The organism is Myxococcales bacterium (assembly GCA_016699535.1).
In the GTDB taxonomy this organism is placed as follows: domain Bacteria; phylum Myxococcota_A; class Polyangia; order Polyangiales.
This window is the reverse complement of sequence record CP064980.1, coordinates 3,079,168-3,104,973: the sequence shown is the minus strand read 5'-3', so window position 1 is coordinate 3,104,973 and position 25,806 is coordinate 3,079,168. Positions and strand designations below refer to the sequence as shown.

The 25,806-nt window shown below is 52.4% G+C and carries 20 protein-coding genes; 19 read left to right on the top strand and 1 reads right to left on the bottom strand.

What is annotated here, in order from left to right; genetic code table 11:
- Positions 1–186 precede the first annotated feature (186 nt).
- The 14 genes from mraZ to ftsZ all read left to right on the top strand — a co-directional run bounded on the left by mraZ (position 187) and on the right by ftsZ (position 17,022).
- Positions 187–651, top strand: coding sequence for a division/cell wall cluster transcriptional repressor MraZ (gene mraZ / locus IPJ88_14690; GenBank protein ID QQR89430.1), 465 nt, complete (start codon positions 187–189; stop codon positions 649–651).
- The gene (rsmH, locus tag IPJ88_14685) at positions 651–1,559 is read left to right on the top strand and encodes a 16S rRNA (cytosine(1402)-N(4))-methyltransferase RsmH (GenBank protein ID QQR92052.1); all 909 of its coding nucleotides are present in this window, start codon (positions 651–653) and stop codon (positions 1,557–1,559) included. The genes mraZ and rsmH overlap by 1 nt, the downstream gene beginning before the upstream one ends.
- Positions 1,556–1,861: a cell division protein FtsL gene (locus IPJ88_14680; protein ID QQR89429.1), complete on the top strand. Its 306-nt coding sequence runs from the start codon at positions 1,556–1,558 to the stop codon at positions 1,859–1,861. Before rsmH ends, IPJ88_14680 begins: the two co-directional genes overlap by 4 nt.
- Entirely contained in the window at positions 1,858–3,912 is a 2,055-nt protein-coding gene (locus IPJ88_14675; protein QQR89428.1) for a transpeptidase family protein, read from the top strand. Before IPJ88_14680 ends, IPJ88_14675 begins: the two co-directional genes overlap by 4 nt.
- A gap of 3 nt (positions 3,913–3,915) precedes the next feature.
- Positions 3,916–5,433: a UDP-N-acetylmuramoyl-L-alanyl-D-glutamate--2,6-diaminopimelate ligase gene (locus IPJ88_14670; protein QQR89427.1), complete on the top strand. Its 1,518-nt coding sequence runs from the start codon at positions 3,916–3,918 to the stop codon at positions 5,431–5,433.
- 1 nt (position 5,434) lies between these two features.
- Positions 5,435–6,898: a UDP-N-acetylmuramoyl-tripeptide--D-alanyl-D-alanine ligase gene (locus IPJ88_14665; protein ID QQR89426.1), complete on the top strand. Its 1,464-nt coding sequence runs from the start codon at positions 5,435–5,437 to the stop codon at positions 6,896–6,898.
- Complete coding sequence (locus IPJ88_14660) at positions 6,895–8,022, top strand: phospho-N-acetylmuramoyl-pentapeptide-transferase (GenBank protein QQR89425.1); 1,128 nt, start codon at positions 6,895–6,897, stop codon at positions 8,020–8,022. Before IPJ88_14665 ends, IPJ88_14660 begins: the two co-directional genes overlap by 4 nt.
- 24 nt (positions 8,023–8,046) lie before the next feature.
- Complete coding sequence (murD, locus tag IPJ88_14655; protein QQR89424.1) at positions 8,047–9,384, top strand: UDP-N-acetylmuramoyl-L-alanine--D-glutamate ligase; 1,338 nt, start codon at positions 8,047–8,049, stop codon at positions 9,382–9,384.
- Between the two features lie 14 nt (positions 9,385–9,398).
- Positions 9,399–10,580, top strand: a complete 1,182-nt coding sequence (gene ftsW / locus IPJ88_14650) for a putative lipid II flippase FtsW (protein QQR92051.1) — start codon at positions 9,399–9,401, stop codon at positions 10,578–10,580.
- A 30-nt stretch (positions 10,581–10,610) separates the two neighbouring features.
- Positions 10,611–11,693, top strand: coding sequence for an undecaprenyldiphospho-muramoylpentapeptide beta-N-acetylglucosaminyltransferase (murG, locus tag IPJ88_14645; GenBank protein ID QQR89423.1), 1,083 nt, complete (start codon positions 10,611–10,613; stop codon positions 11,691–11,693).
- 432 nt (positions 11,694–12,125) lie between these two features.
- Positions 12,126–13,472, top strand: coding sequence for a UDP-N-acetylmuramate--L-alanine ligase (locus tag IPJ88_14640; protein QQR92050.1), 1,347 nt, complete (start codon positions 12,126–12,128; stop codon positions 13,470–13,472).
- Positions 13,448–14,320, top strand: coding sequence for an FtsQ-type POTRA domain-containing protein (locus tag IPJ88_14635; protein ID QQR89422.1), 873 nt, complete (start codon positions 13,448–13,450; stop codon positions 14,318–14,320). Before IPJ88_14640 ends, IPJ88_14635 begins: the two co-directional genes overlap by 25 nt.
- Before the next feature lie 141 nt (positions 14,321–14,461).
- A complete protein-coding gene (gene ftsA / locus IPJ88_14630) occupies positions 14,462–15,703 on the top strand; it encodes a cell division protein FtsA (GenBank protein QQR89421.1) in 1,242 nt (413 codons plus the stop codon).
- 77 nt (positions 15,704–15,780) lie between these two features.
- Positions 15,781–17,022, top strand: coding sequence for a cell division protein FtsZ (gene ftsZ / locus IPJ88_14625; protein QQR89420.1), 1,242 nt, complete (start codon positions 15,781–15,783; stop codon positions 17,020–17,022).
- Positions 17,023–17,393: 371 nt separating this feature from the next.
- Here ftsZ and IPJ88_14620 read toward each other — a convergent pair whose 3' ends face one another.
- Positions 17,394–18,344: an HDIG domain-containing protein gene (locus IPJ88_14620; GenBank protein ID QQR92049.1), complete on the bottom strand. Its 951-nt coding sequence runs from the start codon at positions 18,342–18,344 to the stop codon at positions 17,394–17,396.
- Positions 18,345–18,460: 116 nt separating this feature from the next.
- Here IPJ88_14620 and IPJ88_14615 point away from each other — a divergent pair, with 116 nt between their 5' ends.
- The 5 genes from IPJ88_14615 to IPJ88_14595 all read left to right on the top strand — a co-directional run bounded on the left by IPJ88_14615 (position 18,461) and on the right by IPJ88_14595 (position 25,769).
- The gene (locus IPJ88_14615; GenBank protein ID QQR89419.1) at positions 18,461–20,080 is read left to right on the top strand and encodes a DUF2254 domain-containing protein; all 1,620 of its coding nucleotides are present in this window, start codon (positions 18,461–18,463) and stop codon (positions 20,078–20,080) included.
- A gap of 389 nt (positions 20,081–20,469) precedes the next feature.
- The gene (locus IPJ88_14610; protein ID QQR89418.1) at positions 20,470–22,233 is read left to right on the top strand and encodes a hypothetical protein; all 1,764 of its coding nucleotides are present in this window, start codon (positions 20,470–20,472) and stop codon (positions 22,231–22,233) included.
- Between the two features lie 71 nt (positions 22,234–22,304).
- On the top strand, positions 22,305–24,116 hold the full coding sequence (locus tag IPJ88_14605; GenBank protein ID QQR89417.1) for a hypothetical protein: 1,812 nt from the start codon (positions 22,305–22,307) through the stop codon (positions 24,114–24,116).
- 26 nt (positions 24,117–24,142) lie between these two features.
- Entirely contained in the window at positions 24,143–25,210 is a 1,068-nt protein-coding gene (locus IPJ88_14600) for a hypothetical protein (protein QQR89416.1), read from the top strand.
- On the top strand, positions 25,176–25,769 hold the full coding sequence (locus IPJ88_14595) for a hypothetical protein (GenBank protein QQR89415.1): 594 nt from the start codon (positions 25,176–25,178) through the stop codon (positions 25,767–25,769). Before IPJ88_14600 ends, IPJ88_14595 begins: the two co-directional genes overlap by 35 nt.
- Positions 25,770–25,806: the final 37 nt, after the last annotated feature.

Here is a 25,806-nt window from a genome sequence, read left to right as displayed (position 1 = left end):
TAAAGCTACTTTCTCGCTAAGTGGCGTTCTTTTTATTTTCCAACTAAAAACAAAGGCGATCAGATGCTGATCGAAGGGCAAAAAGAAGTTGACACCGTGTACCGCAAGCCCGTAGTTTCGGAGAGCTAAGTGGTAAAAAGTGGTAACTAGTGCCTATTCTGGGCAAAACGGGCCCAACGGGTGAAGGTGAGCCAAGCAGTGTTTCGAGGACGCTATGAACACACGATTGATGCTAAGGGAAGAACATCTCTTCCTTCGCGTTTTCGTGAACTGCTTAGTGCTAACGGCGAAAGTCGACTTGTGATCACTGCAGGTCTTGAATCCTGTTTGGTTGCTTATCCCCTAAGTGAATGGATGGCGTTCGAAGAGCGTCTTTCGCAATTGCCAAAGTTCGATCGAAGCGTCGCTATGCTTCGACGTATCTACGTATCCGGAGCAGTCGAGTGTGAGCTCGATAAACTTGGGCGTCTTTTAATCCCAGCATCCTTGCGTGACCATGCGAAGCTCAAACGCAAAGCGTTATGGGCGGGCATGGGAAAGCACGTCGAGCTATGGTCCAAAGCGGAGTTCGATAAACTTCAAACTGAAGTGCTTGACGATGCCGAGCAACGTCAGATCATGGCGGCACGCCTTTCGGAGCTGGGACTATGATGACGCAAAGCGAGCAAGCGCATATTCCTGTGATGCTCGATGAGTGTCTCGCTGCGTTAAGTGTACGGGATGGCGCGGTCTATGCGGATCTCACTCTTGGGCTAGGCGGCCACTCAGAGGCTATCCTTGAGGCAAGTGCCCCTTCTGGAAAGCTTATTGCTTTTGATCGTGACCCTGATGCGCTGGCGCTCGCAAAGGATCGACTTAGCCCCTACAGCGCGCGCACGCAGTTCTTTAATGCTGATTTTGCGAGCGTTAAACAGGTTTTTCAAGAGCACGGCGTTTGTCCTGTGGACGGTTTGTTGGCGGATTTAGGAGTGAGCTCGCTTCAACTCGACGCTGCCGAGCGTGGCTTTTCCTTTCAGCATGAAGGTCCTCTCGATATGCGGATGAACCCTGAGCTCGGGCTAAGTGCCTCTGAGTTGTTAGTCCAAACTTCAGAAAAAGATCTTGCCAACCTTCTTTACAAATACGGCGAGGAGCATCGCTCGCGACGTATTGCTCGGGCTATTTGTCAGGCGAAGCGTGAAAGCCCGATTGAAACAACGACACAACTGGCAAATATCGTGCTCCGTGCAATAGGTCGCCCACCCGGTAGTCGTATCCATCCAGCAACGCGAACTTTTCAAGCGTTGCGCATTGTGGTGAATCAAGAGCTTGAGCAGCTCTCCGAGCTTCTTGAAGTGTTGCCGGATTGTATTGCTCCTGGGGGAATAGCCGTCGTGATCAGTTTTCATTCCTTAGAAGACCGCATGGTTAAATATGCCTTCCGCGACAAAAGTCGTTGGCAGCCGCTTACAAAAAAACCGCTTACCGCTTCGCTTAGTGAAACCAAAGATAATCCTCGTTCGAGGAGCGCAAAAATGCGCGCAGCCAAAAGAGTAAGTGCTGCGGAGGTGGTACAATGAAACGACGTTTTCTTACCCTATGGTCCGTTGCAGTGATCGCAAGTTCTGCAGCATTCGTTGTGCATTTGGCTTTGCGCTTTGAAACGGTGCGTCTCGGCTATGAAGTTGGCAATGCACGCAAAGTACAACGTCGGCTCCTAGAACAACGCCGAACTTTGTCACTTGAAGCGGCGACGCTGAGGCAAACCCCTCGGATTGAATTTCTGGCTACCCAATTACTTGGCATGGAAACGGCCAAACCCAATCGCGTGGTTTCCATGGATGCCACCCGAATCGCAGCGAATACAGGAGCGGCGAGGTGAAAAACCTTCCTGAGCGTCGTGCAAAATGGATTCGGTTGCGGGTATCCATCATGCTTTTGTTGCTGCTGGTGGGAGTGGGCACGGTTGTCCGGCGTGCTTGGGAGCTTCAGGTCGAAGCTGCTAGTCCGCTCGCTAAGATGGCGGAGGAGCAGCATCAACTCAGTCTTAGGCTCGCGCCAAAGCGAGGTACCATATACGATCGAAACGGCGCTGAACTGGCTGTGAGCGTTGAAGTCGATAGCGTGTGGGCCAATCCGCGCTTACTAAAAAAGCAGGGAGCAACCCCTGCCGCGGTAACGGCTCAACTGCGAAGCGTTCTGCCCGCTTTGGATGCAAAGCGCATTCATCAAAGGCTTTCATCCGATCGCTATTTTGTCTGGATAAGAAGGCATATCACTCCCAGGCAAGCAGCTGCGATCAAGCAACTGAAATTGCCAGGCGTTGCCATGTCCAAAGAAGCGCGACGCTTTTATCCGAACCGTGAGCTGGCTTCACATCTCTTGGGCTTTGCCAATGTGGATGGCAAAGGTATCGAGGGTCTTGAGCTTGCTTTAGAGGATCGTTTGCGCGGGCGCATTGAAAGCACCGCTGCGACGCGCGATCGGCATGGTTCGGTTGTGTTCTCCGAAGAGTTTCTTGATGATCGCGCAACGCAGGGTGAGGATATTGTCCTCAGTCTCGACAAAAGCATTCAGCATCGCGCCGAACAAGAGCTTGCCTATGCCGTGCAGCACTATGAGGCGCGAGCGGGTAGTGTTGTTGTCATGGATCCCCATAATGGGGATGTGTTGGCCATGGCCAACTACCCCAGTTACAATCCCAATGACCCAGGTGAGTCTCCGCCGGCCAACCGACGGAACCGGGCAGTCACAGACCGCTTTGAGCCAGGTTCGACGGTTAAGATGTTTACCGTGGCGAGTGCTCTTGAGAGTGGCGCGATCCGACCCAATCAACGAATCGATTGCGGCCAGGGACTTTTACAAATCGGTGAGTTTATCATTCACGACACCCATAAATGGGGCAGGCTAACGCCAACTGAAATTTTGGTACATTCCAGCAATATTGGGATTTCGCGTATTGGTCTTTCGATGGGAAAGGCACGGATGTTTCGCTCCTTGAGGCGCTATGGTTTCGGCGAAAAGACCGATGTCGGTCTACCGGGCGAAGCGCAAGGTATTTTAAGGCATTACAGCAAATGGTATGACATGGATGCTGCCACTGTGCCTTTTGGCCAAGGTATGAGTGCCACGGCTATCCAACTTGCTGTGGCGACCAGTGCTATCGCCAATGGCGGAAAGCTTTTGAAACCCGTGCTCATCAAACGGGTTCAAAGCGCGCGCGGCGAGCTTCTTGAGGAGAACAAGACTGAGTTGCGCCGGGTTGCTGTGGCAGGTTGGGCTGCAAATCGTGTTGCTCGCATGTTGAAGGAAGTGGCGTCCGAAGAGGGTACAGGTGTTGAAGCTGCCATCGATGGCTATGAAGTAGCAGGGAAAACCGGTACGGCACAAAAGGCCGACTACATTGCAGGCGGCTATGCGCGAAACAAATGGATCGCATCGTTTGCAGGCTTCGTTCCCGCAAACAACCCTCGTCTTGCCATTGTTGTGGTGATTGATGAGCCCACTGTTGAGCATACGGGCGGGACGGTCGCTGCGCCTGTGTTTCGCCGCGTTAAGCTCGCCGCGCTTCATCACTTGGGTGTTCCGTCCGACGGCAGAAGCAAAACGCTTCTTGCAGCACATAAAGGAGCGAAGCGAAAAGATACACGGCAAGACACGGATATGCTTCCAGGTATCATTCCGGCATCGTACCTTAAAAGCAACAACGCATCGTCCACACTTCAAGAGCAAACCACTGTGCCTTATTTGATAGGCAAGAGTGCACGCGCGGCGATTGTCATGACCTACCGTTCCAATCTTGAGCTAACATTGTCGGGCTCTGGCGTGGTGAGTTCTCAGCAGCCGCAAGCTGGAGCTCTTGTCGTTCCCGGATCGCGTTTGCAAGTTGAACTTGCCGAACCTGACTACGTGAAAACAGGGCAGGGGGGCTAGCGTATGGTGCCTTCGACCTCACTTCAAAGCTTGAAGGATGCAGGCTTAGTTCATAGCATCGTGGGAGATCCAAGCGTGCGTTTTGTTGATGTGCAGCATGATTCACGTCGGGTTTTAAAAAACCATCTTTTCGTGGCGCTAAAGGGGCAGATGCAAGATGGATCACGCTTTGTTCAAGACGCTATTACGCGTGGTGCGGCTGCTGTTCTAGCGGACCATGCCTTTGAGTGTCATGTTCCTCTTGCTGTTGCACACGATGCTCGCATCGCGCTCGGTAAAGTAGCGGAGAAGCATTTTGCTCATCCATCATCGAGCTTGTCTGTTGCGGGCATCACGGGCACAAACGGCAAAACGACCTTAAGTTATCTTCTCGAAGCAGCTGTCTTTGCGAACGCTGCCCTTCCGGCAGTGATGGGCACTATCGAATACCGTGGAGTAGGGCTGCGCTACGATGCTAATCACACCACTCCGGAAGCTGATGACATTTCGCGCTTTGCGCGTGCGGTGCTTGACCGTGGAGCGACACACTTGCTTCTTGAGGTCTCAAGTCACGCTCTAGCGCTTCACCGCGTTGATGCGCTTGATTTTAAAGTCGCTGCTTTCCTTAATCTAAGTCAGGATCATCTGGACTTTCACAAATCGCTGGAAGAGTACTTTCAAAGCAAAGCGCGTTTGTTCTTAGACCTACGGCCCGAGTACGGTGCAATTAATATCGACGATGAATACGGGAAGCGTATTGCTGATTTGTATCCGGGGAAATTGATTCGCTGTTCGTTTCGCAACGAAGATACTGAGTTTTTTTGCAGACGTTTGACATGTTCTAGCTCAGGGGTGTCGATGGAAATTCGTACGCCGAAAGGTGAGCTTGCCATACACAGTCGTCTCATTGGCGAGCACAATGCCTACAATTTACTGCTTTCGCTAGCATGCTGTCATGCTCTTGGTTTGGACCTTGAGAAATCAGTTCAGGGGATAGAGCAGCTCGAGATTGTTCCGGGCCGCTTGCAGCCTGTTAAGACGAAGAAGCAAATTCTAACCTTTGTGGACTACGCGCATACGCCGGACGCGTTAAGCTCGGCGCTGCGTGCGCTTCGAAAAGTCGCCAAGGCTCGGATACTGCTTGTGTTTGGCTGTGGTGGCGATCGCGATCAAGACAAGCGCTCTCTTATGGGCGAGGTTGCTGCAAAGTATGCGGATCTTATCGTGCTAAGCAACGACAATCCCCGAAGCGAAGATCCGGATCGCATTATTGAGCAGATCGAAACTGGACTTCGTCGTGCCGGTGAACTCGAAAAAGTGCAGGCGAGTCAGCTGAAAAGTTCTGCTCGCGCCTACGCTTGCATACCGGATCGTCGCGAAGCCGTTGCCGTTGCATTGGAAGCGGCGAGCTCTGGGGATGTGCTCTTGGTGGCGGGCAAAGGCCATGAAGATTACCAAATCATTGGGCAACAAAGGCGACATTTTAGCGACTTTGAGGCAATAAAAGAAGCAGACTCTGCTCTTGTTGAGGAGGATGCATAAGATGGCAACACCCATCCCAGTAAACGAAGTTCGATTTAGCCTTGCTGAAATCTGTTCCATCTGCAAAGGCACCTTGTTGAGTGGAAATGCGGACGACGAAATCGTCGGTGTGAGCACCGATACCCGGTCAGTCAAAGCAAACAACTTGTTTGTCGCCATTGCAGGCGAGCGCATGGATGGCCACGACTATATCAAAACAGCAGTGAAGGCCGGAGCAAAAGCCGTTATTGTAAGTCAGGCTGAGAAAGCACCGAAAGACATCGCAGTGATTGAGGTGCCTGATGGCATCGCAGCCTTGGGTGATTTGGCCGCGGCCCATCGCCGTAGATGGGGTGGGTACGTTGTTGCCGTTTCTGGCTCTGCCGGGAAAACCATGACCAAGGACTTTGCTGCTGCAGTACTAAAAACTTTGTACAAGAAGGTTCATAAGACCGAAGGCAACTTGAATAACCTGATTGGTTTGCCCATGACCTTGCTGGCCTTGAGCGAGAAACATCAACTAGCCGTGGTGGAACTTGGCATTAACCAGCCCGGTGAGATGGAACGGCTTGCGAGCATCGCGCAGCCCGATGCTGCCGTGATTACCAATGTTTCAGCTGTGCATACCGAAGGTTTGAGCGACGAGCAAAGCATTGCCAAAGAAAAAGGGGCTTTGTTGCGCGCGCTTTCGCCGAAAGGCTTGGCTGTGGTCCATGGCGACAGCGAGTATTTTGATACGCTTATCGAAGGTTTAGCGACCGAGCGGTTAGTGCGCTTTGGTTCTCAAGACAGCGGTGATGTGCAGTTGCGTGCTCAGCACATCAATCCCTCACTTCGTAACGAATGTACCATTGCGCTTAGCAAGATCAATCATGAGATTCCACTGCAGATGCGGCAGTTGGGCGAGGGTGCTGCTATGAATGCAGCCGCTGTGGTGGCCTTGGTTACCGAAATGGTTACCGCCACCGACCCCAAGGCGGTGCCAAAAGCAATTAAGATTATAGCAAAGGTTCTCAATGACATTCCTGGTGCGCCCCACCGTTTCAACCTTCGACGCGGCCCTAAAAGATCACTGTTGATTGACGATACCTATAACGCATCGCCTGCAGCGATGTCTCTTGCACTCGATACCGCTTCGGAAATCGCTCAGACCATCAAAGGGCGACTTTTTGTTGTGTTGGGTGACATGAAAGAGCTTGGGGAGCGCTCGAAAGCTGAACATCGAAAAGTTGGCCGTCACGTTGTCGCGGTCTCTGCGATGATGTTTGTGGGCTTTGGCCCTGAAATGAAAGTTGCGGTTGAAAGTTCATCAGAAACCACAGGCCTTGCCGCTCCGACTCAAGCCATCTCTATCAACAATGCGCTCGATGCTGTCGCGCCCGTCGTGGAGAAACTTCAAGAGAGGGACGTCATTTTGATCAAGGGTTCAAGAGCCATGCAAATGGAGCGCATCGTAAAGGCCATGATAGAGGCAGATAACGCATGATCTACTATCTTCTTTATCCCCTGGCTCAGCATGATGCGTTCTCCTTCTTGAACGTTCTTCGTTACGTACCGTTTCGGGTTTTGGCATCAACCATGACAGCGATGGTGCTTACTTTTGGCCTCTATCCATGGTTCATTCGCAAGCTTCAGTCTCGACAAATCGGCCAAGTCATACGTGAAGATGGTCCTGAATCGCATTTATCCAAAGCGGGCACACCGACCATGGGCGGCGCGCTTGTTCTGCTCGCGTTGATCTTTTCAACCGCGCTGTGGGCAAATCCGTCAAACACGATGGTGTGGGTTGTGATGGCCGTTACAGTTGGCTTTGGCGCGATTGGCTACATCGACGATGCTTTGAAAATCCGCTTCAAAAACAGCAAAGGTGTTTCTGCACGTATGAAGCTCCTGTCGCAATTTGCGATAGCTTTTGGTGTCGCTGCCTTTCTTTGGTACGCGCAAAAGGGTTTGCCCGAAGATTGGCTTGCGCTGCGCGAGCGTTTGGCGTTGCCTTTTGTGGCGTTTGAACGTTACCCCTTCAGCATTCCTGCCTGGCTCTACGTTATTTTTGCCGGTCTGGTCATCGTTGGCACATCCAATGCGGTTAATCTTACCGACGGCCTCGATGGTTTAGCCATAGGGCCCGTGATGATCAACGCAGGCACCTACATGATTCTTGCGTATCTTGCGGGTGCGATTTTATTCCGAGTCCCTATCGCGCGCTACCTCGATATTCCTGCGATACATAGCGCTGGTGAGCTTGCGGTGTATTGCGGCGCAATGATTGGCGCGGGGGTAGGGTTTCTTTGGTTTAATACTTATCCGGCCCAAGTGTTTATGGGCGATGTGGGCTCGCTTGCTCTGGGTGCAGGTCTTGGTACTTTAGCGGTGCTAACCAAAAACGAAGTGCTTTCGATTCTGCTTGGCGGAATTTTTGTAACAGAGGCTGTTAGCGTCATTGGGCAAGTGGCTTCGTTCAAGCTGACCGGAAAACGTATTTTTTTGATGGCGCCGATTCATCATCACTTTGAAAAAAAGGGCTGGGCGGAGCCCAAAGTCATCGTGCGCTTCTGGATCATTAGCATCATGCTCGCGCTGGCGAGCTTGGCAACACTGAAGTTGAGGTAGGGCGTGCAGTTAAGGGGAGCAAAAGTGGCGGTAGTGGGACTCGGCGCAAGCGGTAAAGCCGCAACGCGTTTTCTGCTCGCCCAAGGCGCTACTGTGCTGGCCAATGATAGTGCCCCGGCGTCTCATTTCGGCGACGAGTTACGTGAGTTTAGCGAGCGAGGCGCAGAGCTTTTGCTAGGCCGACATGATGCTGAACGTTTGTCAGACATGGATCTGATCGTCCTTTCTCCGGGCGTGCCGCCTCTTGCGGAATTGGATATCGCTGAAGAGCAGGGCGTGAAAATCGTAAGCGAAGTCGAGCTTGCAAGCTGGTACATCAAGGCGCCCATTGTTGCGATTAGCGGTACCAACGGCAAAAGCACGGTGACCACCTTAATCGGCAACATGGTTAAGCACTTAATGAAGCCGGTGTTTGTCGGTGGCAATCTAGGAAGGCCGATCCTTGATGTTGTGGGAAGTCCAGCAGCGAGCAAAGACGGTCTTGTGGTTGTAGAGTTATCGAGTTTTCAGCTTGAGCGCATCGAAAGCTTTCATCCGAGCATCGCTGTTCTTACAAACCTCAGTCCGGATCATCTTGATCGCTATCCTTCGTTTGATGCCTATGTGGCTGCAAAGGCACGTCTTTTTGAAAACCAAACATCTTCTAATTTAGCCGTACTCCCTGCCGGCGACAGTGGCTGCCTCGTGCTGTCGCAAAACGGTCAGGCTAAAGCATCGTTCTTTGGTTCGCCCGATGGAGAAGTACGGAGCGAAGGCGGCCGAGTGCTTGATACCCAAACAGGCGCATTCCTCGAGCATGACAAAATTGGCATTAAAGGCGCTCATAACATGACAAATGCTGCATGTTCTTGGCTCGTTTCTCGCCATCTTGGTGTGTCGCCTGAAGCGATAAAACAAAGTCTTGTTAGCTTTAAAGGGCTGCCTCATCGTATGCGGCTTGTGGCTTCGTTACGCGGGGTTGATTTCATCAACGACAGCAAAGCGACCAACGTCGGGGCGGCGGTAGCCTCGATCGATGGCCTTTCCGATAGCGAAGGGCGCATTGTGCTTATTGCGGGCGGCAAGCACAAAGGCAGCGACTATGCACCGCTTGTGCAAAGTATGAATCGAAAAGGCCGTGCGGTTGTTTTGATAGGCGAGGCCGCGGAACAGATGACCGAAGCTTTCGCTGCAAGTCCTTTAGTCGTTCGGCGTGTTGATTCGATGAGACAAGCGGTTGTTCATGCATCGGAAATAGCCGAAGCGGGCGATACGGTACTGCTCGCGCCAGCCTGTTCAAGTTACGACATGTTTCATTCCTATGTCGAGCGCGGTGAGGCCTTTGAGCAAGCTGCCATGGGTTTACAAAAGGAGTCGGCTTAATGGAACTGAGAGCTATGGGATACCGTTACGCAGGGCGCAGCGCGAAAAAGAAAAAGGCCGTGCCTGGTCTTGTGACCGTTCCTTTCGACGGCTTGCTTGCTGGTTTAGTGGTGAGCCTGATGGCTTTCGGTATTGTGATGGTTTACAGCGCAAGCGCGGTCTTTGCATCGCAGCGCTATGGAAGCGGACAGTTTTTCCTGATTCGCCAAGTCATCTACGCCACCATGGGAATCGGAGTGATGTTTTTAGTCGCGCGCTTTGACTATCATAAACTGCGACTTCTAACCTATCCCGCGCTTATTGGCTCGGCTCTGCTTTTGTTGGCGGTCACGATGGGCCTGGGTCGCAGCGCGGGTGGCGCTTCGCGCTGGATTCATTTGGGTCCGATCAATATTCAGCCTTCGGAAATTGCTAAGATTGCTTTGATCCTTTGGCTTTCGTACTCGCTTTCAAAAAAGGCCGAGCACATCAAGAGTTTTTCCATTGGCTTTTTGCCACATGTGTTGGTCGCAGGCGCGTTTATGCTGCTTTGTTTGCGCCAGCCGGATTTTGGCGGAGCGGTGATGCTGGGCGTGCTGACCTTCATTATGCTGTTCGCGGCCGGGGCGAAACTCGGCTACATCCTTGGTGCCGGATTGCTTGCCTTGCCGGTGGTGTATTTGCTGGTCACCAGTTCACCATACCGCATGCGGCGTATTCAAGCCTTCATGGAACCATTTGAGCATCGTTACGATGCTGGTTATCAAATTGCTGAATCGCTAATGAGCTTTGGCTCTGGAGGTGTTAAAGGCGTGGGGCTTGGCGATGGCAAACAAAAACTGTTTTTCTTGCCGGAAGCGCACACCGATTTTGTGAGTGCCATCATTGGCGAGGAACTTGGCTTCATCGGCATCATGCTCGTCGTCGTGGTATTTCTTCTGCTCATCTGGCGCGGTTTGCGCATCGCTTTTCGTGCCGCCGATGACTACGGAACTTATCTTGCAACGGGTATTACCTTGTTGTTGGGCGTTCAGGCTTTTACAAACCTTGCCGTGGCGATGGGACTGCTTCCTACCAAGGGACTGACGCTGCCTTTTGTCAGTTACGGCGGCTCGTCACTCTTAGTGAGCTGCGCCGCTATGGGGATCTTATTGAGCGTCTCGCGCTCACAAATTGGTAAGCGCAAACGCGGCATCGAAGGGGGCGAAGATGATTAATAAATTTAGTTTTCCATGGGGGAGGGAAACATGATTGAACGTCTCGTTGTAGCAGGGGGAGGCACAGGGGGGCATCTGTTTCCCGGGATTGCCGTCGTTGAAGAGTTGAGGCGACGCTCTCCCGGTATCGAAGTGATCTTCGTTGGAACCAAACGCGGTATTGAGCACCGTTTGCTTCCTCAGCGAGGTGAGCGACTTGAGTACGTCGAGGTCGAATCACTCAAAGGCCGCTCGTTGCTTGGCTTTGCAGCAAGTCTAACTCGCTTGCCGCGTTCGCTATGGCGTGCGTTTCGATTGCTTCGCTCGATCAAACCCAGCGTGGTGCTTGGGGTAGGCGGCTACGCCTCCGGGCCTGTGGTCTTTGTTGCGGCGCTAATGGGTATACCCACAGCGTTGCTCGAACAAAACGCGCATGTTGGTTTAACCAATCGCTTGTTGGGCAAAGTTGTAAAACGTGCCTATCTGAGCTTTCAAAGCACTGCTGCTATTTTCGGAAAACGCAAAGCCAGAGTCCTTGGTAACCCAGTGCGCCGTGAGTTTGTGGATGCTGCGCGACTGGCCAAAGCTGACCCTCAAGGCTTTCGTTCTGCGCGTCATAAAATTGTAGTCTTTGGTGGCTCGCAAGGTGCGAAAGCGCTCAACGAGCAGCTTCCGGAAGCGATGGCGCTTCTGAAAAAAGAACACGGCATCGATGATCTTTGCGTCGTGCACCAAAGCGGCCAAAGCATGCAAGCTCAAGTGCAAGAGCACTACAATGCATTGGGCATTGAAGCCGAGGTGCTGCCCTTTGTCGAAAACGTCTTGCGCCAGTATCGGGAAGCTTCTGTGATCGTGGCCCGCGCTGGGGCGACCACCGTAGCCGAACTTTGCGCTGTGGGTCGTGCCTCTGTACTAGTTCCGTATCCTTTTGCCGCGGACGATCATCAAAACGTCAATGCAAAAGAGTTGGAACAAGTCGGCGCAGCTGAGCGCATTGAGCAAAGCAGTCTTGATGCAGGAGTGCTTGCCTCCGAAGCTAGCGCCCCTACTAAAAGACACCGCGTTCCGGGAAAACATGGCAAGCGCAGCCCGCGCTTTAGGAAAACCAGACGCCGCAGCAGCCATCGTCGATGACTTGTGCGCTTTACTAGGCTGCGAACTACCGGCCCAGCGTCATAACTCCACTCACACAAATGCGTCATCCAGCAGCTCCCCGAGCTCTCATCGCGTCGCCGTCCACCCCTCCGCCGCCTGGCAAGAACTCTGCCTCCTCTCCAAGCCTTTCCAGGATCACCCTTATTTACATCAATGATTCCATGCAGTTAGATGTAACACCGCGATTTTTTGCGTGACGGCAATTCGCGAAAAATCGCGGTGTCACATCTAAGTCGCCAATAATATTACGGAATTTGCTGGGATCCTGGATCGATTTCAGGGGCTGGTTCTGGGAGTAAAATCTCCCGGTTTTCTGCTTTTGTGTGCTAAGTCCCCTCGCAACGTAGGAGCGGCAATTTGTTTGGCGGTAAAGTAAAACGCATACACTTGGTCGGCGTCGGTGGCTCGGGGATGAGCGGGATTGCTGAAGTGCTTTTGGGGCATGGCTTCGAGGTGAGTGGATCGGACCTTAAAAGGAGCGATGTCACGGATCATCTGCAAGCAAAAGGTGCACGCATTTGCCTTGGTCACAAAGCTGCGCATGTTCAGGACGCGGATGTGCTTGTCTTTTCTTCGGCTGTCTCACGCGACAACCCGGAACTCGTCGAAGCACGAGATAAAGCTGTTCCGGTGATTCCTCGTGCAGAAATGCTTGCCGAGTTGATGCGTCTTAAAGACGGCATTGCTATTGCGGGCTCGCATGGCAAGACCACAACGACATCGCTGGTCGCAACGGTCTTGCACCATGCCAAGCTTGACCCAACCGTGATCATTGGCGGACGTCTCAACGCGCTTGGCTCAGGCGGAGCTCGGGGAGCTGGCAACATCATGGTGGCCGAAGCGGATGAGTCCGACGGCTCGTTCCTTCATCTTAGCCCGGCAGTAGCGGTGATAACGAACATCGATCCGGAGCACTTGGACTACTACAAAACGCAAGAAGCGCTCATGCAAGCCTTTGTCCGTTTTGCTAACAAAGTGCCTTTCTACGGTACGGTTGTGGCTTGTTTGGATCACCCGGGTGTCCAATCACTGCTTCCCGCGATTGAAAAGCGTTTATGCACCTATGGCCTGAGTGCTCAAGCCGACTACCGCGGACGCAATCCGCGCTTCGAAGGCCTAAGTACACGCTTCGAACTGATCCGGCGCGGCGAGTCGTTGGGTGAAATTGAAGTGAATATGCCGGGTATTCACAACGTGCTCAATGCGCTTGCGGTGATTGCTGTAGCTGACATTCTTGATGTGCCGCTTGATACGGTTCGCGAAGCTTTGAAAAACTTTGCCGGTGTGCAACGGCGTTTTACGGTGCTTGGGGAAGTTTCAAGCGTCATGGTGGTGGATGATTACGGTCATCATCCCGCTGAAATCATGGCCACGCTTGAGGCTGCCCAACGTGCGTTTTCTAGACGTATCGTGACCGTCTTTCAGCCGCATCGCTACACGCGGACGAGGGATTTGTTTGAGGAACTTGCTCAGGCCTTTAATCGTGCCCATGTGTTGGTGATTACGGATATTTATCCCGCAGGCGAGGGCCCTATTGAGGGTATTACGGCCACGGCCTTGGCTGATGCCGTAAAGGCGCATGGCCATCGAAAGGTGATCTATGCCCCGAAAGATGGCTCGCTTGCCGATACCGTGCTTGCTCAGCTCAAGCCCGCTGACCTCCTGATCACATTGGGCGCAGGGGATATCACGAAATTGGCCCCGGAGCTGCTTGGTAGGTTAGACAAGTGGGTATGGCAGGCGCAGTCCAAAAGTTAAATCCTTTTTCGGCTTCGGGATCGACTACCGCTAAAGGCAAGCCCAATCGCTTGGTGGTGGAAAAAGGTCCATCGGCTGTAAGCATTGAGACGACGCGTCGAGTTATTGCCTATGTCTTTCGTTTTATCGTTTTTTGCGCATCGCTTGCTGTGCTCTGGTTTGCGGCTCAATGGCTATGGAGCTACATCAAGGCTTCGCCATCTTTTGCGGTCGCTGAAGTACGCGTTGAGGGTCTGCATCGTTTAAAGCGTGGCGAGGTTATGCAGGCGGCGCATCTTGCTTTTGGGGATAACATTTTCGATAAAAGTCTCGAAGATCTCGAGCTTCAAATCGAAAACCACCCTTGGATAGCGGAAGCGAACATTCGGCGACGTCTTCCAGACACTTATCTCTTCGAGATTCGTGAGCATGAGCCCGCTGCGCTTTTGGGACTCGATACGCTCTATTTGGTAGCAACGGATGGAACGGTGTTCAAAGAGCTTGCGCCAAATGATCCGATGGATTTACCCGTGATCACTGGCGTTGACTCCAAGCGTTTTAAAGAAGAGCGTGACTATCGTGCTTCGATTTTATTGGGCATCTTAGCGATGCTTGAAGAATACCGTGAAGCAGGTTTGCTGCGTAAAGAAACCCTCTCTGAAATTCACGTTCACAATGACGATGCATTAACTCTGTACATCGGTGATGATGCGACACAGGTGAAATTGGGCCATCCGCCGTACCGAGCCAAAATCCTTCGGCTTCGAAAGATTTTATCAAAACTCGACGAAAAAAACGTGCGTGCCGCCTATGTTTTGCTGGATTATTTGCGACGTGATGATCGGGCAGTCGTGCGCCTGCGCGACTGAAATCCCAGCGTTTTTTAATTTTCCGAGACGGTTTGAGGGCCCATAACCTCGACAGTTCCTGAGGTTTTTAGTCATTTATTTGGTTGAACGATCCCCGGGCGTGTATTCCATAAAAAGGGCAAAACTGGGGAGTTTTTCTGTATGGCCGAGACGGAAATAATTGCAGGGCTAGACGTAGGTACAACCAAAGTAAGTTGCATCATTGCAGAGCAAACCGAAGATGGCTTGGACATCATTGGTATTGGGTCTGTACCTTCGAAGGGATTAAAAAAAGGCGTCGTGGTTAACATCGAGGCCACTGTGCAAGCCATTCGCACTGCCATTGAGCAAGCTGAAACCATGGCAGGTTGTGAAGTGGGCACTGTTTACGCAGGCATTGGCGGAAGTCATGTACGCGGTCTAAATAAACAAGGGGTTGCAGCCGTGTCCGAACGCGAAGTCTACGCACACGATGTAGCTCGCGTGCTTGAGCAAGCCAAAGCGATTCCTTTGCCGGGTGATCGGCAAGTGATTCACGTGCTTCCTCAAGAGTACATTGTTGACGATCAAGATGGCGTCAAAGAGCCCGTGGGCATGAGCGGCGTGCGCCTTGAAGCGCGCGTGCATCTTGTGACTGCCGCAAACACTAGCGTGCAAAACATTATCAAGTGCGCTGAACGTTGCGGTCAGTTCGTTGCCGAAGTGGTGCTTGAGCCGCTTGCAAGTGCTGATGCAGTGCTTTCTGAAGACGAAAAAGAAATCGGTGTTGCGTTGATCGACGTCGGTGGAGGCACCTCCGATGTGATCATCTACGCCGACGGTGCGGTTGTGCACACCAGCGTAATTCCTGTGGGCGGAATTAATCTTACCAGCGATATTGCAACAGGTTTGCGCACCCCAATGGCTGAGGCTGAACGTATCAAGATTAAATACGGTTGCGCATCAAGCCATATGGTTGATGATGAAGAGACCATCGAAGTTCCTTCGGTGGGTGGTCGTGCACCGCGTGTGCTGCCACGTCGCGTGCTTTGCGATATCATCGAGCCGCGCGTTGAAGAGATTTTCTCCGCTGTACGGCACGTCATCGAAGAGACAGGTTACTATGATGTGCTTGGAGCGGGTGTGGTGATCACAGGAGGAAGTACTATTCTCGATGGGATGCCAGAACTCGCTGAGCAGGTATTGGGCCTTCCGGCGCGACGTGGCGCGCCCATGGGAGTGGGCGGCTTGGCCGATGTCGTGCGAAGCCCAGCTTTTTCGACAGGTGTTGGTTTAGTAAAATATGGCGCTCGCAAATTCCGCGAGGAGCCACAACGTGCAGACATATCTTATACCCCTAGGCGAAGCTCTTCTTCTTCTACAATCGGTTCACGTTTGGGAGAGTGGTTTAGGGAAGTATTTTAGTGAGTTTAAAGCGCCTTGGCGAAGGGGCGTTTTCATAATGGTAACAGGACGTTTAGGAATCTCGGGAGGAAAAGGGTATGGCGATCTCAATCGATTTTGCAGATGAATCAGTACTACAGGCTCAAATTAAAGTGGTTGGCGTAGGAGGAGAAGGCGGTAATGCGCTTTCCACAATGATCGCCGATGGCCTTGATGGTGTGGATTTTGTGGTGGCGAATACCGACACCCAAGCACTTGAAAACCATTTGGCGGCTTCACGTATTCAGCTCGGGCCCAACCTTACCAAAGGCCTTGGCGCAGGAGCAGATCCCGACATTGGTCGCAAGTCTGCTTTGGAAGATGTGCAACAGATTGCCGAGGCCCTTCAAGGTGCTGACATGGTGTTTGTGACAGCTGGCATGGGTGGTGGCACGGGAACCGGTGCGGCCCCGATCATTGCACAAATCGCTCGCGATCAAGGCGCGCTTACGGTGGGCGTGGTGACCAAGCCCTTTTTGTTTGAAGGACGCCGTCGAGGCAAGAACGCCGAGCGCGGCATTGAAGAGCTTACCGATGCGGTCGATACCATCATTACCATTCCAAACGAGAAACTTCTCAACCTCGCCGATGAAGACATGCCCTTGCTTGAGGCTTTTCGCAAAGCAGACGATGTGCTCTTGCAAGCGGTGCGTGGCATCAGCGATTTGATTGTGAGCTCGGGCATGATCAACGTTGATTTTGCTGACGTGCGCACGATCATGAGCAGCACAGGCCGTGCGCTCATGGGCACAGGCGTGGCCAAAGGCGAGCGTCGTGCGATTGATGCTGCTGACATGGCCATCAACTCGCCTTTGCTTGACGATGTCACCATCGAAGGCTCGACTGGGATTCTTTTGAACTTCACAGCGGGACCTGACATTCGTCTCAAAGAGATCAACGAAGCGGCAAGCTACGTGCAGCAAGCCGCGCATGAAGATGCCAATATCATCTTTGGTGTGGTGACCGATCCAAACATGTCCGATGTGGTCAAAGTCACGGTCATAGCGACAGGTTTTGATGGCAGCCGGATGACAGAGGCTCAAAACCACTATCCAGGTCGCATCAGTCGGCCCATGGGCACGAGTAAAAATCACGGACACGGTGCTCAGTTGCCGCTCTCAGCTGCGCGCAGCTCGCAGTCCGAGCGCCCACAGCGTATGAACCGTCAGACCATGCCCAGCATGCCTGCGGTGCGCCAACAAGAAAGCCACTCTGTTCGGGCATTCGGGGCGGATGCATTGCTTGATGAAGCCTTGCTCGAAATCCCAGCCTACATGCGCCGCGGCCAACGAAACGGTTAATAAGACAGATACTAGTTGGCTTTGGTTTTTCTTGCCAGCTTTGCAAAGAGGGATCAGCCCTGCATGCTCAAACAGTCCTCGCTTCGCTGCGGAACTGCGCGTGCAGGGCGGGTCCCTCTTTGCTCCAAGACCAGGAGCTTCATCTGATCGTCGTGCAGATGATACACAAAGTGTAAACGAGGTAAGTTCGTCTTTGACCAGTGAATTCAAAACACCTTGAAGATGATGAATGAGCGTCTTGAGTGCTTAGTCTTGAAGCAAGTTGGCCGGGGCTTCCCACGCGCAGTTCCGCAGCGAAGCGAGGACTGTTTGAGCATGGGGAGCCCCGGTCAACTTGCAAGCTTAGCGCTTAGTAACGAGAACTAACAAATCTATAAATCGAACTGATCGCGGTGAGCTTTGAGCCAGTCCATGTAAAACTCGATACTTTGATGGGCTTCGAGCTGTCCTTGTTCGACGGCAGCTTCCATGGCCTGCTTGATATCACCGAGGCGTTTTGAAGCGGGCAAAGAAAAGGTTTCCATCATCGCGGTACCAAGCCCTTTGGGTAAGGGTGCGCTTTTGGCATCTTCGATGCGAAGCTTTTCAATGCGTTTGGCAAGTTCACTGATCTGTCTTAGACCGCGCTTTTTCTTTTCCGGGCGTTTGGTGGTGATATCGGCGCGGGATAGGTTGAGCAAATCATCGAGGCCCTCTCCCATCTGTTTGGTGAAGCGTCGCACGGCGGAATCGGTCCAGCTGCCATCGTACTGGCTGGCACGTAGATGATGCAGGATCAGAAAATGAATGCGTTTGTATTGAGCGCCATGAAAACCCAAGCGCTTGGCGAGCCGTTTGCGAAACATGGCCGCCCCGACTTCGCTATGGGCAAAAAAGTGCACGGCGCCTTTTTCATCGATCGAGCGTGTTTTGATTTTCCCGATGTCGTGAAGCAAGGCTCCCCAGCGGATTTCTAGCCGGCGAACCGACTGCCATACCACCTGCTTGGTGTGCTTCCAGACGTCTTTATGGTTCCACTCGCCATCGCCAAAACCCACCATCACTGAAATCTCAGGCAGCCACACTTCAAGAATCCCTGCCTCAAGAAGCGCATCAAGCCCTTGATCGGGGTAGCGCCCTAGCAGCAAGCGGTCCATTTGCTCGCGAAATGTGGCAAGGGGCAGGGCTTCAATGTCTTTGGCCTCGAGCTCTAGTTTGGGGGCCGGGCACTCGGCGCGGCTTTTCTCGCCCACGTCGGCTGCCCAGCGCAGAGCCTCGATCGCTGCTTCGGGCTTTGGCTCGGATGGCTTGGATACGGATGGGTTGGCCACGCTTAGCGACATAAGGCCGCGGAGCCTGGCCTTTGTCGCAGCAGCATGCAACTTGACTGGAAAAACACCATACTTCGTCTTGTTCACGGTAGGCGCCGAGGGGGCAATGGTGATATATGGGCCGTGATATGGTTAGGAAAAGTGTGCATTCCTTGGGGATTTGGCTACTGCCTTTTATGGTCTTGGCCAGCATTGGCCTTGCGGTCTTTGCCCTGACTTTTTGGGTCGACGCTTCGCAAAACCCCGATCCCTTGCGCGTGCTTTTGCTCATCTTTCATCCCAACCCCGTTTCAGCCGCCGCGACGATTTCCAACGCGGCTGAAGTCGTGGCAGCGGTCCTTGCCATCGCCATTACCGTTGTCGCCATCGTCGTCGAGCTTTCTTCGAACCGCTACACCCACCGCATCACCGAGCTCTTTGTCGGTGAGCCTACCAACTTTGCAGTGATGGGCCTTTTTGTGGTGACCGCGCTTCAGGCAGTGTGGACCAGCTTGATATTTGATGACACGCCAGGCCCCGACGCCTTTATCCCGTACACCAGTATCGTGGTCACGATGTTACTTTTGACCAGCTGTCTTTTGATATTGCTGCCTTATTTTGCTTACGTCTTTGCCTTCCTCAATCCGCTTAGCATCGTCGAGCGCATTCGAAAGCAAACGATGAAAGTGATTACTCACTTTAGGCCTGGTCATCACGTCTCGGCTCGCCATCAAGAAGCCGTGCGCGGCATCGAGCAGCTGGCTGACGTCGCGCTCAATGCCATGGACCACAAAGACAAGCGCATCTCCATGGCTAGCATCAACGCTTTGAAGCGTTTTTTCCTGGACTACCGAAAACACCGCGAACGCCTTTCGCCAGCCTGGTTTCTCATTGAAGGCGAACTTGCGCGAAATCATGACTTTGTCTCGATGGCCCCCCACATCGTGAAGGAAGTCAGTAAAAAAGGCTTGTGGATGGAAATGAAAATCCTGCGCCAGTACCAAACGCTCTTCAATGAAGCAGTGGGCCGGATGCGGGATATTAACTACTTAATAGCCATCAACACCAGGGTCATTGCTGAGCGCGCTGTTAAATCAGGCGACGATGAACTCGTTCAGCTCTGCATCCGCTTTTTCAACACCTACGTGCGCGCCACGCTCAACAAACCTGACGTGCGTACGGCTTACAACGTCCTGAACCAATACCGGCTGTTTGCCGAGCGTGCACTAAGCGAAGGGCACGACGAGCATCTCATCGAAATTGCCCGCTACTTTAAGTACTACGGTCAGATTTCCTTCAGCCGCAACCTTTCCTTTGTGCTTGAGACTGTGGCCTACGATTTGTGCTCATTAAACGAACAGGCCTACAATTCGGAGCACCCTGCGCGAGAAAAGCTACTGCAGATTTTGCTCGAAGTGGACCGTGAAAGCGAAACCGAGGCCCAGGAAATCTCACTAAGAGGCGTGCGCAAAGCCCAAATCAAACTGGCCACGTACTTCTTGGTGAACGGTAAATACGAACTGGCCAAACGCATTTACGAAGACATGTCAGCCGAGCCCGCTGAGCGCATGGCCTCAATTCGCGATGAACTTCTGCGCACCCAAAGCTCGGAGTATTGGGAAATCTCCGATCGCGGCATAAACTTCGATTACCTCAGCCCCGAGCGCCGGGCCAAACTCGAAGAGTTCTTCTCCTGGTTCGGCCAACTCCGCCCCCCCAGACCTTCCATCGCTTTGCGCATGATCGAGCCGCCTTCTATTAAAAGGTAGGATGTCGTTCCACCGCGACCCTGAGGGTTCTTGCCTTAATTGACATATCTGTCGTTTTCGAGCCATTTTAGTGACAAGTTTGGCATTAAAATGGTCTATTTGATGCCAATCTTGTCAATTGAACCGCTCGGCAAGATAGATAGGTCCTTAAAAGCTAAGTAAATTCATTAGAAGGACATTTTATACACATATATGGACTTGAAGTGGCAACTGGGTTGACGGGTCAGTTGACCCCACATGGGGTGCGTTGACACCACAGATCGGCACAAAAACACAGCTTGATACAGTAAATTTACAGCATCAACGCATGTATGCGCTTGGATCACATTTTGCACCTAAGCCTCTACGGCGGCACATAACCGCCCAGAAAAAGATTAGGAGTTATCACAATGCGCAAATTCCAGTTCATCCTACAATGCCTCAGCATCGTCGTTTCAGGGAGCTTAGTCGCCGCGCTCGGAGCGGGATGTGCTGTGCAGTCCGAGGACGCTCAGGTTGAAATTGCAGCGGAAGATCAGGCCCTGCTTTTCGGTGCGTTTGAAGACTTTAATTTTGGAAGCCTTCATATACCGTCTTTCAAACAAATCCCTTCGCTTGTAAGACAGTCGTTGTGCTCCTATGCAGCTTTGGACGAGGACGACGAATTTAATTGTATAGCTCGTGAGCTTGGTCAGGATACGGCCTATGACGATGACGAAAATTTCCTTCTTGGTGCGTTAGGCACCATTTCCGATGGAGTCAGCGGTGGCCTTAGTAGCCTTGCTAATATTCAAACGGAACTATTCACTGCGGGAGGCATCACATCCTTTTTAGCTTTTGCTTTTTATACAGGCAAGCTTGATTTCCTTCTTCAACAAGCCCCGCAACTGCAGCCAATTGCAGCCGGCATGGGATACACGGTTGCCGTGGGTGGCGGAACTGCCGGAGGAGCTTGGTTCGGTAGCGCTGCTGCCGGCAGTGGAACGCTAGCGGGCATTGGCGGTGCTACGGTAGGCGGCGTATCGCTTTCCGCCTTGCTCCCCTATCTTCTTGTTGGTGTTCTCGTCGCGGGGGTTACTGCGGTAGCTACCTCAGCTGAACGTGACATCCTTATAAAGGCAATTGCGGACTATTCTCTTGCTCGACATGAAGCAGCTGCTGCGGGGCAAAACTTATCCTTTGCCCAAAGCTGGCCCTATCTTTTGAAGATGCTAGCTGCCGTTCAGCAAATGTCTTCGGCATCGACTACCTTTATACAGAATCCAGTAGCTTTCACGATGCCAAGAGCTATTAATCTTGCCTTCTTTGTTGCGCTACCAGCGTTGATGGCTGGCAACATAGCGACCAACTTAGACGATTTGGTGGGTGTTGAAATGACTCAGTACACCCAGGTCTTCGATCTGAGCGAGCCTGAGCTCTATCAGGCCATGGCTGTGGGTTCCTTGCTCGCAGAAGGCGTTGGCTTGGGCCTTGAGCAAATGCAGCAAGCTGGAAAGTTTGTTGCTTTCCCTATTTATCAAGGGATTCCACGCCAAGTGGTGGACGAACACGGCAATGTCATCGCCGATTGGGAAGACATTAAAGCCAATGGTTGGATCTGGAAGGCTCCCAAGAACGGTAAACCGGATTGGGACGACCCCAAGAGCTGTGTTGAGGAGTATCAGTTCAAATGGGGCCGTATAGCGGAAGACAACATTCGCACTAAGTATCAATGGCCGATTTCCAAAGGCACCGGTGGGATTGTTTCACGATGGCAAAGTCTATCGACCAACGTGGCAACGAAAGCATCGGCACAGGGTGCTGGCAGAGGAATCCTAGCAATGCAAAAGTTTGTGGATGCTATCAACTGGATCCCTGGCGCCGCGAACTGGCTAACAAACATTCCTGTTCTTGGCCGTATTTTTAGCGGAATCGGATGGGTCGGACAACTCATCGGCAGTGTGGACCTTGCTGTGTGGCTAGCAAAACTAGTTCGCTTCACTCTGAATATCGCGGCGGTTGTATGGTGCAACATCCGCAAGGTGCTCGAGTGGATTGCAACAGGGATAGGCCTTGCTGCAGCTATCATCGCAGCACTCGGGTTGATTAATCCCGAATGGACGACGGCCCAGTACCACAAGCTTGCCGATAGTGTGAACTGGGATGCCCTACGCAAAGGCTTCTTTGCGAGCTAGGAATCAACATGGAACACACGATGCAACAGAATAAAGAAAGTCGAAATCAAAGTCTCAATAGGAGTAATGCAATGATGAGAATCAACAAGACATGGATAGCCTGTGCGGCACTAGCTTTAAGTGCATGTGCTCCAAGTGACAATACATCGCTCGAACAGCAGTCCGACCGCATCACAATCGATAAAGAGGGTTATACGGTTGGGCCTTATACCTGTTATGGGCCAACTTACTGGGCGGGTGATCCGGACAAACCAAGAGCTTCGAATGAAGGTATTTCGTTTGGGGATTTCAGTTCAAGTCCCTATTATAGCCGAAGTTCAATATGGCTTAACAATGTCCATGAATGGAATCCACAAGCAGGTTTTATCTTTGCGGTAAAGAGCCACACCTATTGTTACAACCGACTTGAGGTTGAGGACTTTGTAGAGGAGTGTCGTGTTCAAGACCCGAGTTGCAAGTTTGTCCCGGGTGAATCCGAGGTAAGCGAATACGAGATTCACGAAACTTGGGCCGGTGGTGGAGTGGTTGCCGAGTTTATCAGTCAGCCGAGTGCTTGCTCCGAAGGTCAGGCCAGCAACTGTTCCGAGCCACTTACCGTATCGTCTGGGCAATTGGAGAATATTCCCTTGGCCTTTCGTGATAATATTTCGGAAGATAGTGCTGGTGGGAATATAACCATTCCTCGTGTTCGAAAGGTGGAGCCCCGTTTGCAGTTGCTTCCACATGAATCTGACCGTGTTGTTGGTTTCAAATACATTCAGGGTGAGTTCGATTTGAGCGATTTTGCCAGAGCAACCGCCTACGGAACCTGCCGTTCTGGTTGGGGGCCTTTCAACCATGAAAGTTCCAACCGAGACAGTGACAAGTTTAAGGAAAACCTTAAGAGCGACGATTTTCAAAAGGCGAAAGGCTGGATGATGATGGGCGGGATTATGCGTGGTCCTGGCGACGAGCTCAACTTCTGGGAGCGTTTTTACAAAGGAGCTCAGCAGAGACTGCAAAGTGCAAAGGTTTCAGTGCTAAACGCCCTTGGAATTACGGATGAAGCAAGTTTTGATGCGGAAGCTTTTGCTCAGGATCTAGTCTACCAACCAGATCGCCTCTCGGATGCGAAGTATGTTGATTTGCTTGTGGAGCTACATGCTGAGATTCCTCTGCGTATCGATGGTCGTCTGAACGATACCTGTCAGTGGGTTACAGCGGATATTGCATCGCTCGGCACGCAGCGTGATTTGCAAGAACTTGACTACAATGTCTTCGAATATATTTTGAACGAAGACTTTGCCTATTCGACGCTTCATGAACTTCCTCAGCATCGGCATATTCCGGTGGAATACAGCTGGCAGCAAGTCGCTGGGGCTGCGCCTACTGGCTATGCGATGCGACGCCCGTGGAGGCCTCGTCCTACGCACGTGCAGATGGCTACTTTCTATAAAGACGTAAGTGGCAAGTATCCTAACCCCTTTGCTGTTCCTTACGAGTCTGATGAGGCTCCTGCTGAAGAAACCAACGATGCAGGAACCGGGACCGGTAGCTCAACTGGGAATGGCACGGGTAGTGGCGATGCTTATACTTGTGACTTCGCGAGTTGTGGTACAGACGGCGCTTGTCAAGCGACGTGTACGAGCTGTTTGACAGGGAGCTTTGGCGTTGGTACTGGGGCTGCGACAGGGCTTTGTTTGGCCGTGTGTGCTGCGCCTCAAGGTGCTAGCGCATGCACTGACGCGATGTCGTTAGTGTGTGAGGAGCAAGCAACGGCTGCAGCATGTGGGACGAACGCGAACTATCAAGCATTTGTCGACTGCTTCAACAACGGTGGAGACCCGAGCACCTGTGCTGAGCAAATCACCACTCCCGTTGGTGGCGCCGGAACGAGCGGTTAACTGTTAGTTGAGGCCATGGAGGAACGATGATCACAGCCAAAACAAAATACCTGTCAGTAAGTGCTCCACACGTTGTTGTACTTGGCTTGGTGTTTGCTTTGGGCTGTGGTCTCGGCACTCAGGACGAGCCTCGGCTTGGCCAAAGTCAGGTTCCTTTGTGTGCGGAGCAGGCCGAGCGCTGGACGGTTTCTGGTTCGTTGCCGCTTGCGCTCAAAGTAGAGCATGGTGGTGAAGTCGTTGAAAAAAACAACGCTCCTTTGCACTGGGAGTTGTTTAGCGGCGGAGATGCAGAAGCTTTTGCGATTACGGTGGAAGGAGAGCCTGCGCCTGTCGAGCTTGATCCGGATACCGGCGCCCCGGACTATCCTGTCGATGCGAATGGAAATCGGCTCAGCGACGTACCCAATCAAATCAACGTGACACTGGCTTCGCTGTTGTTTGTGGGCTCAACGGACGGGACGGCTTTTGATTGCAGCGGCGCTGCCAATGAATGCAATGGTGATCCTTGTACGGCTGTGACAAATTATTTTGCGATTCAATGGGCCAATGCACGAGCCGGGACGTCTTATGGTGTCGATAATGTTCACGTGCTCGAAGCCGATGTGTTGATTGACTACACAACGTTGATGGATAAACTCACGTCTGAGGCAGATTTCAATCAATGCCATGGCGTAGGAATGGACATCAACTACGGCGCAATTCCTAGCCATGTCACGCTAACTCTTTTTGCTTACAGTGATTATTTGGATGTGACTTTAGACATCGAGCCGAGCAGCTTGCCGATGTATCGGGATCCTGACAGCTGTGGGGCTAAGAGCATCCGGCTGATTAACGATCCGTCAGCGGTGAGCGGGGATGATAAGCAACGCTTTGTCGATAGTTTGGCTCTGGAAACTGAAGAGGCGCGACTTCGAGGCGTGCAACAGGAACAGGGGCAGATGCTTGCTGAGGTTGCGACGGATTTGCGCGAGTCATTGCCTCCTGAGGCAACAAAGGTTGTTGACGCTCAGTTGAGCGATCCTACTTCAAAACCACTCGAATCGACGCTGGTGGGTAACAGTGAGGCTGGAGTCCAACGTTGTCGCTATCAGTAACAACTACTATGCTACGGGTCAGGAACTCACGAACAACGCAGCTGTGCAAACCAGCCAGTTGGAGGACGATCGCGCCGAGGCAAGTGCAGCCGATGAGCCTAGCGTTGTGCCGTCGGAAGAGCCCAGTGCAGCGAGTAGCAGTTGTGTTGAGGGTCGCATTTGGGCCTTAGCTGCCGGCAAGACACGTAACCCAAACGGCTTGCCGGAGAGTTGTCAGGCGGATACGGCTGGCTGTGAGATGAAGTGCAAACAAGGCGTTGCCGATTGCAGCTCGGCGGATGCTATCCAAAGCAGGTTCAAGCCTGTGGTGGTTGGAGCCTACACGCGCGGCGAGCATTTTCGGGCGGCTTACGATGTGGAAATGCACAGCAACGTGACGCAGGTTTGTCGCAAGGTTGCTGGCAGTTGGAGTTGGCAGAACATTGGCCTGAATCCAAAGGATCCGGACAAGTGCGGAAGCTACCCATCCGATCCAGGTTTGGTGGACGGCGAAGATAGACCCGAGTGCGCCAGTGGTGCCCTGTGCGGGATTTGGCATACGAATTATTGTGCTCCTTGATGCAAGTGGAAGGGAGAGCAGGAGAAATGATGAAAAC

Coding starts and splice junctions, on each gene's coding strand:
- rsmH (QQR92052.1), top strand. CDS start 651: ATGACGCAAAGCGAGCAAGCGCATATTCCTGTGATGCTCGATGAGTGT.
- IPJ88_14680 (QQR89429.1), top strand. CDS start 1,556: ATGAAACGACGTTTTCTTACCCTATGGTCCGTTGCAGTGATCGCAAGT.
- IPJ88_14670 (QQR89427.1), top strand. CDS start 3,916: ATGGTGCCTTCGACCTCACTTCAAAGCTTGAAGGATGCAGGCTTAGTT.
- IPJ88_14665 (QQR89426.1), top strand. CDS start 5,435: ATGGCAACACCCATCCCAGTAAACGAAGTTCGATTTAGCCTTGCTGAA.
- IPJ88_14660 (QQR89425.1), top strand. CDS start 6,895: ATGATCTACTATCTTCTTTATCCCCTGGCTCAGCATGATGCGTTCTCC.
- ftsW (QQR92051.1), top strand. CDS start 9,399: ATGGGATACCGTTACGCAGGGCGCAGCGCGAAAAAGAAAAAGGCCGTG.
- murG (QQR89423.1), top strand. CDS start 10,611: ATGATTGAACGTCTCGTTGTAGCAGGGGGAGGCACAGGGGGGCATCTG.
- IPJ88_14640 (QQR92050.1), top strand. CDS start 12,126: ATGAGCGGGATTGCTGAAGTGCTTTTGGGGCATGGCTTCGAGGTGAGT.
- IPJ88_14635 (QQR89422.1), top strand. CDS start 13,448: ATGGCAGGCGCAGTCCAAAAGTTAAATCCTTTTTCGGCTTCGGGATCG.
- ftsA (QQR89421.1), top strand. CDS start 14,462: ATGGCCGAGACGGAAATAATTGCAGGGCTAGACGTAGGTACAACCAAA.
- ftsZ (QQR89420.1), top strand. CDS start 15,781: ATGGCGATCTCAATCGATTTTGCAGATGAATCAGTACTACAGGCTCAA.
- IPJ88_14620 (QQR92049.1), bottom strand. CDS start 18,344: ATGTCGCTAAGCGTGGCCAACCCATCCGTATCCAAGCCATCCGAGCCA.
- IPJ88_14615 (QQR89419.1), top strand. CDS start 18,461: ATGGTTAGGAAAAGTGTGCATTCCTTGGGGATTTGGCTACTGCCTTTT.
- IPJ88_14610 (QQR89418.1), top strand. CDS start 20,470: ATGCGCAAATTCCAGTTCATCCTACAATGCCTCAGCATCGTCGTTTCA.
- IPJ88_14605 (QQR89417.1), top strand. CDS start 22,305: ATGATGAGAATCAACAAGACATGGATAGCCTGTGCGGCACTAGCTTTA.
- IPJ88_14600 (QQR89416.1), top strand. CDS start 24,143: ATGATCACAGCCAAAACAAAATACCTGTCAGTAAGTGCTCCACACGTT.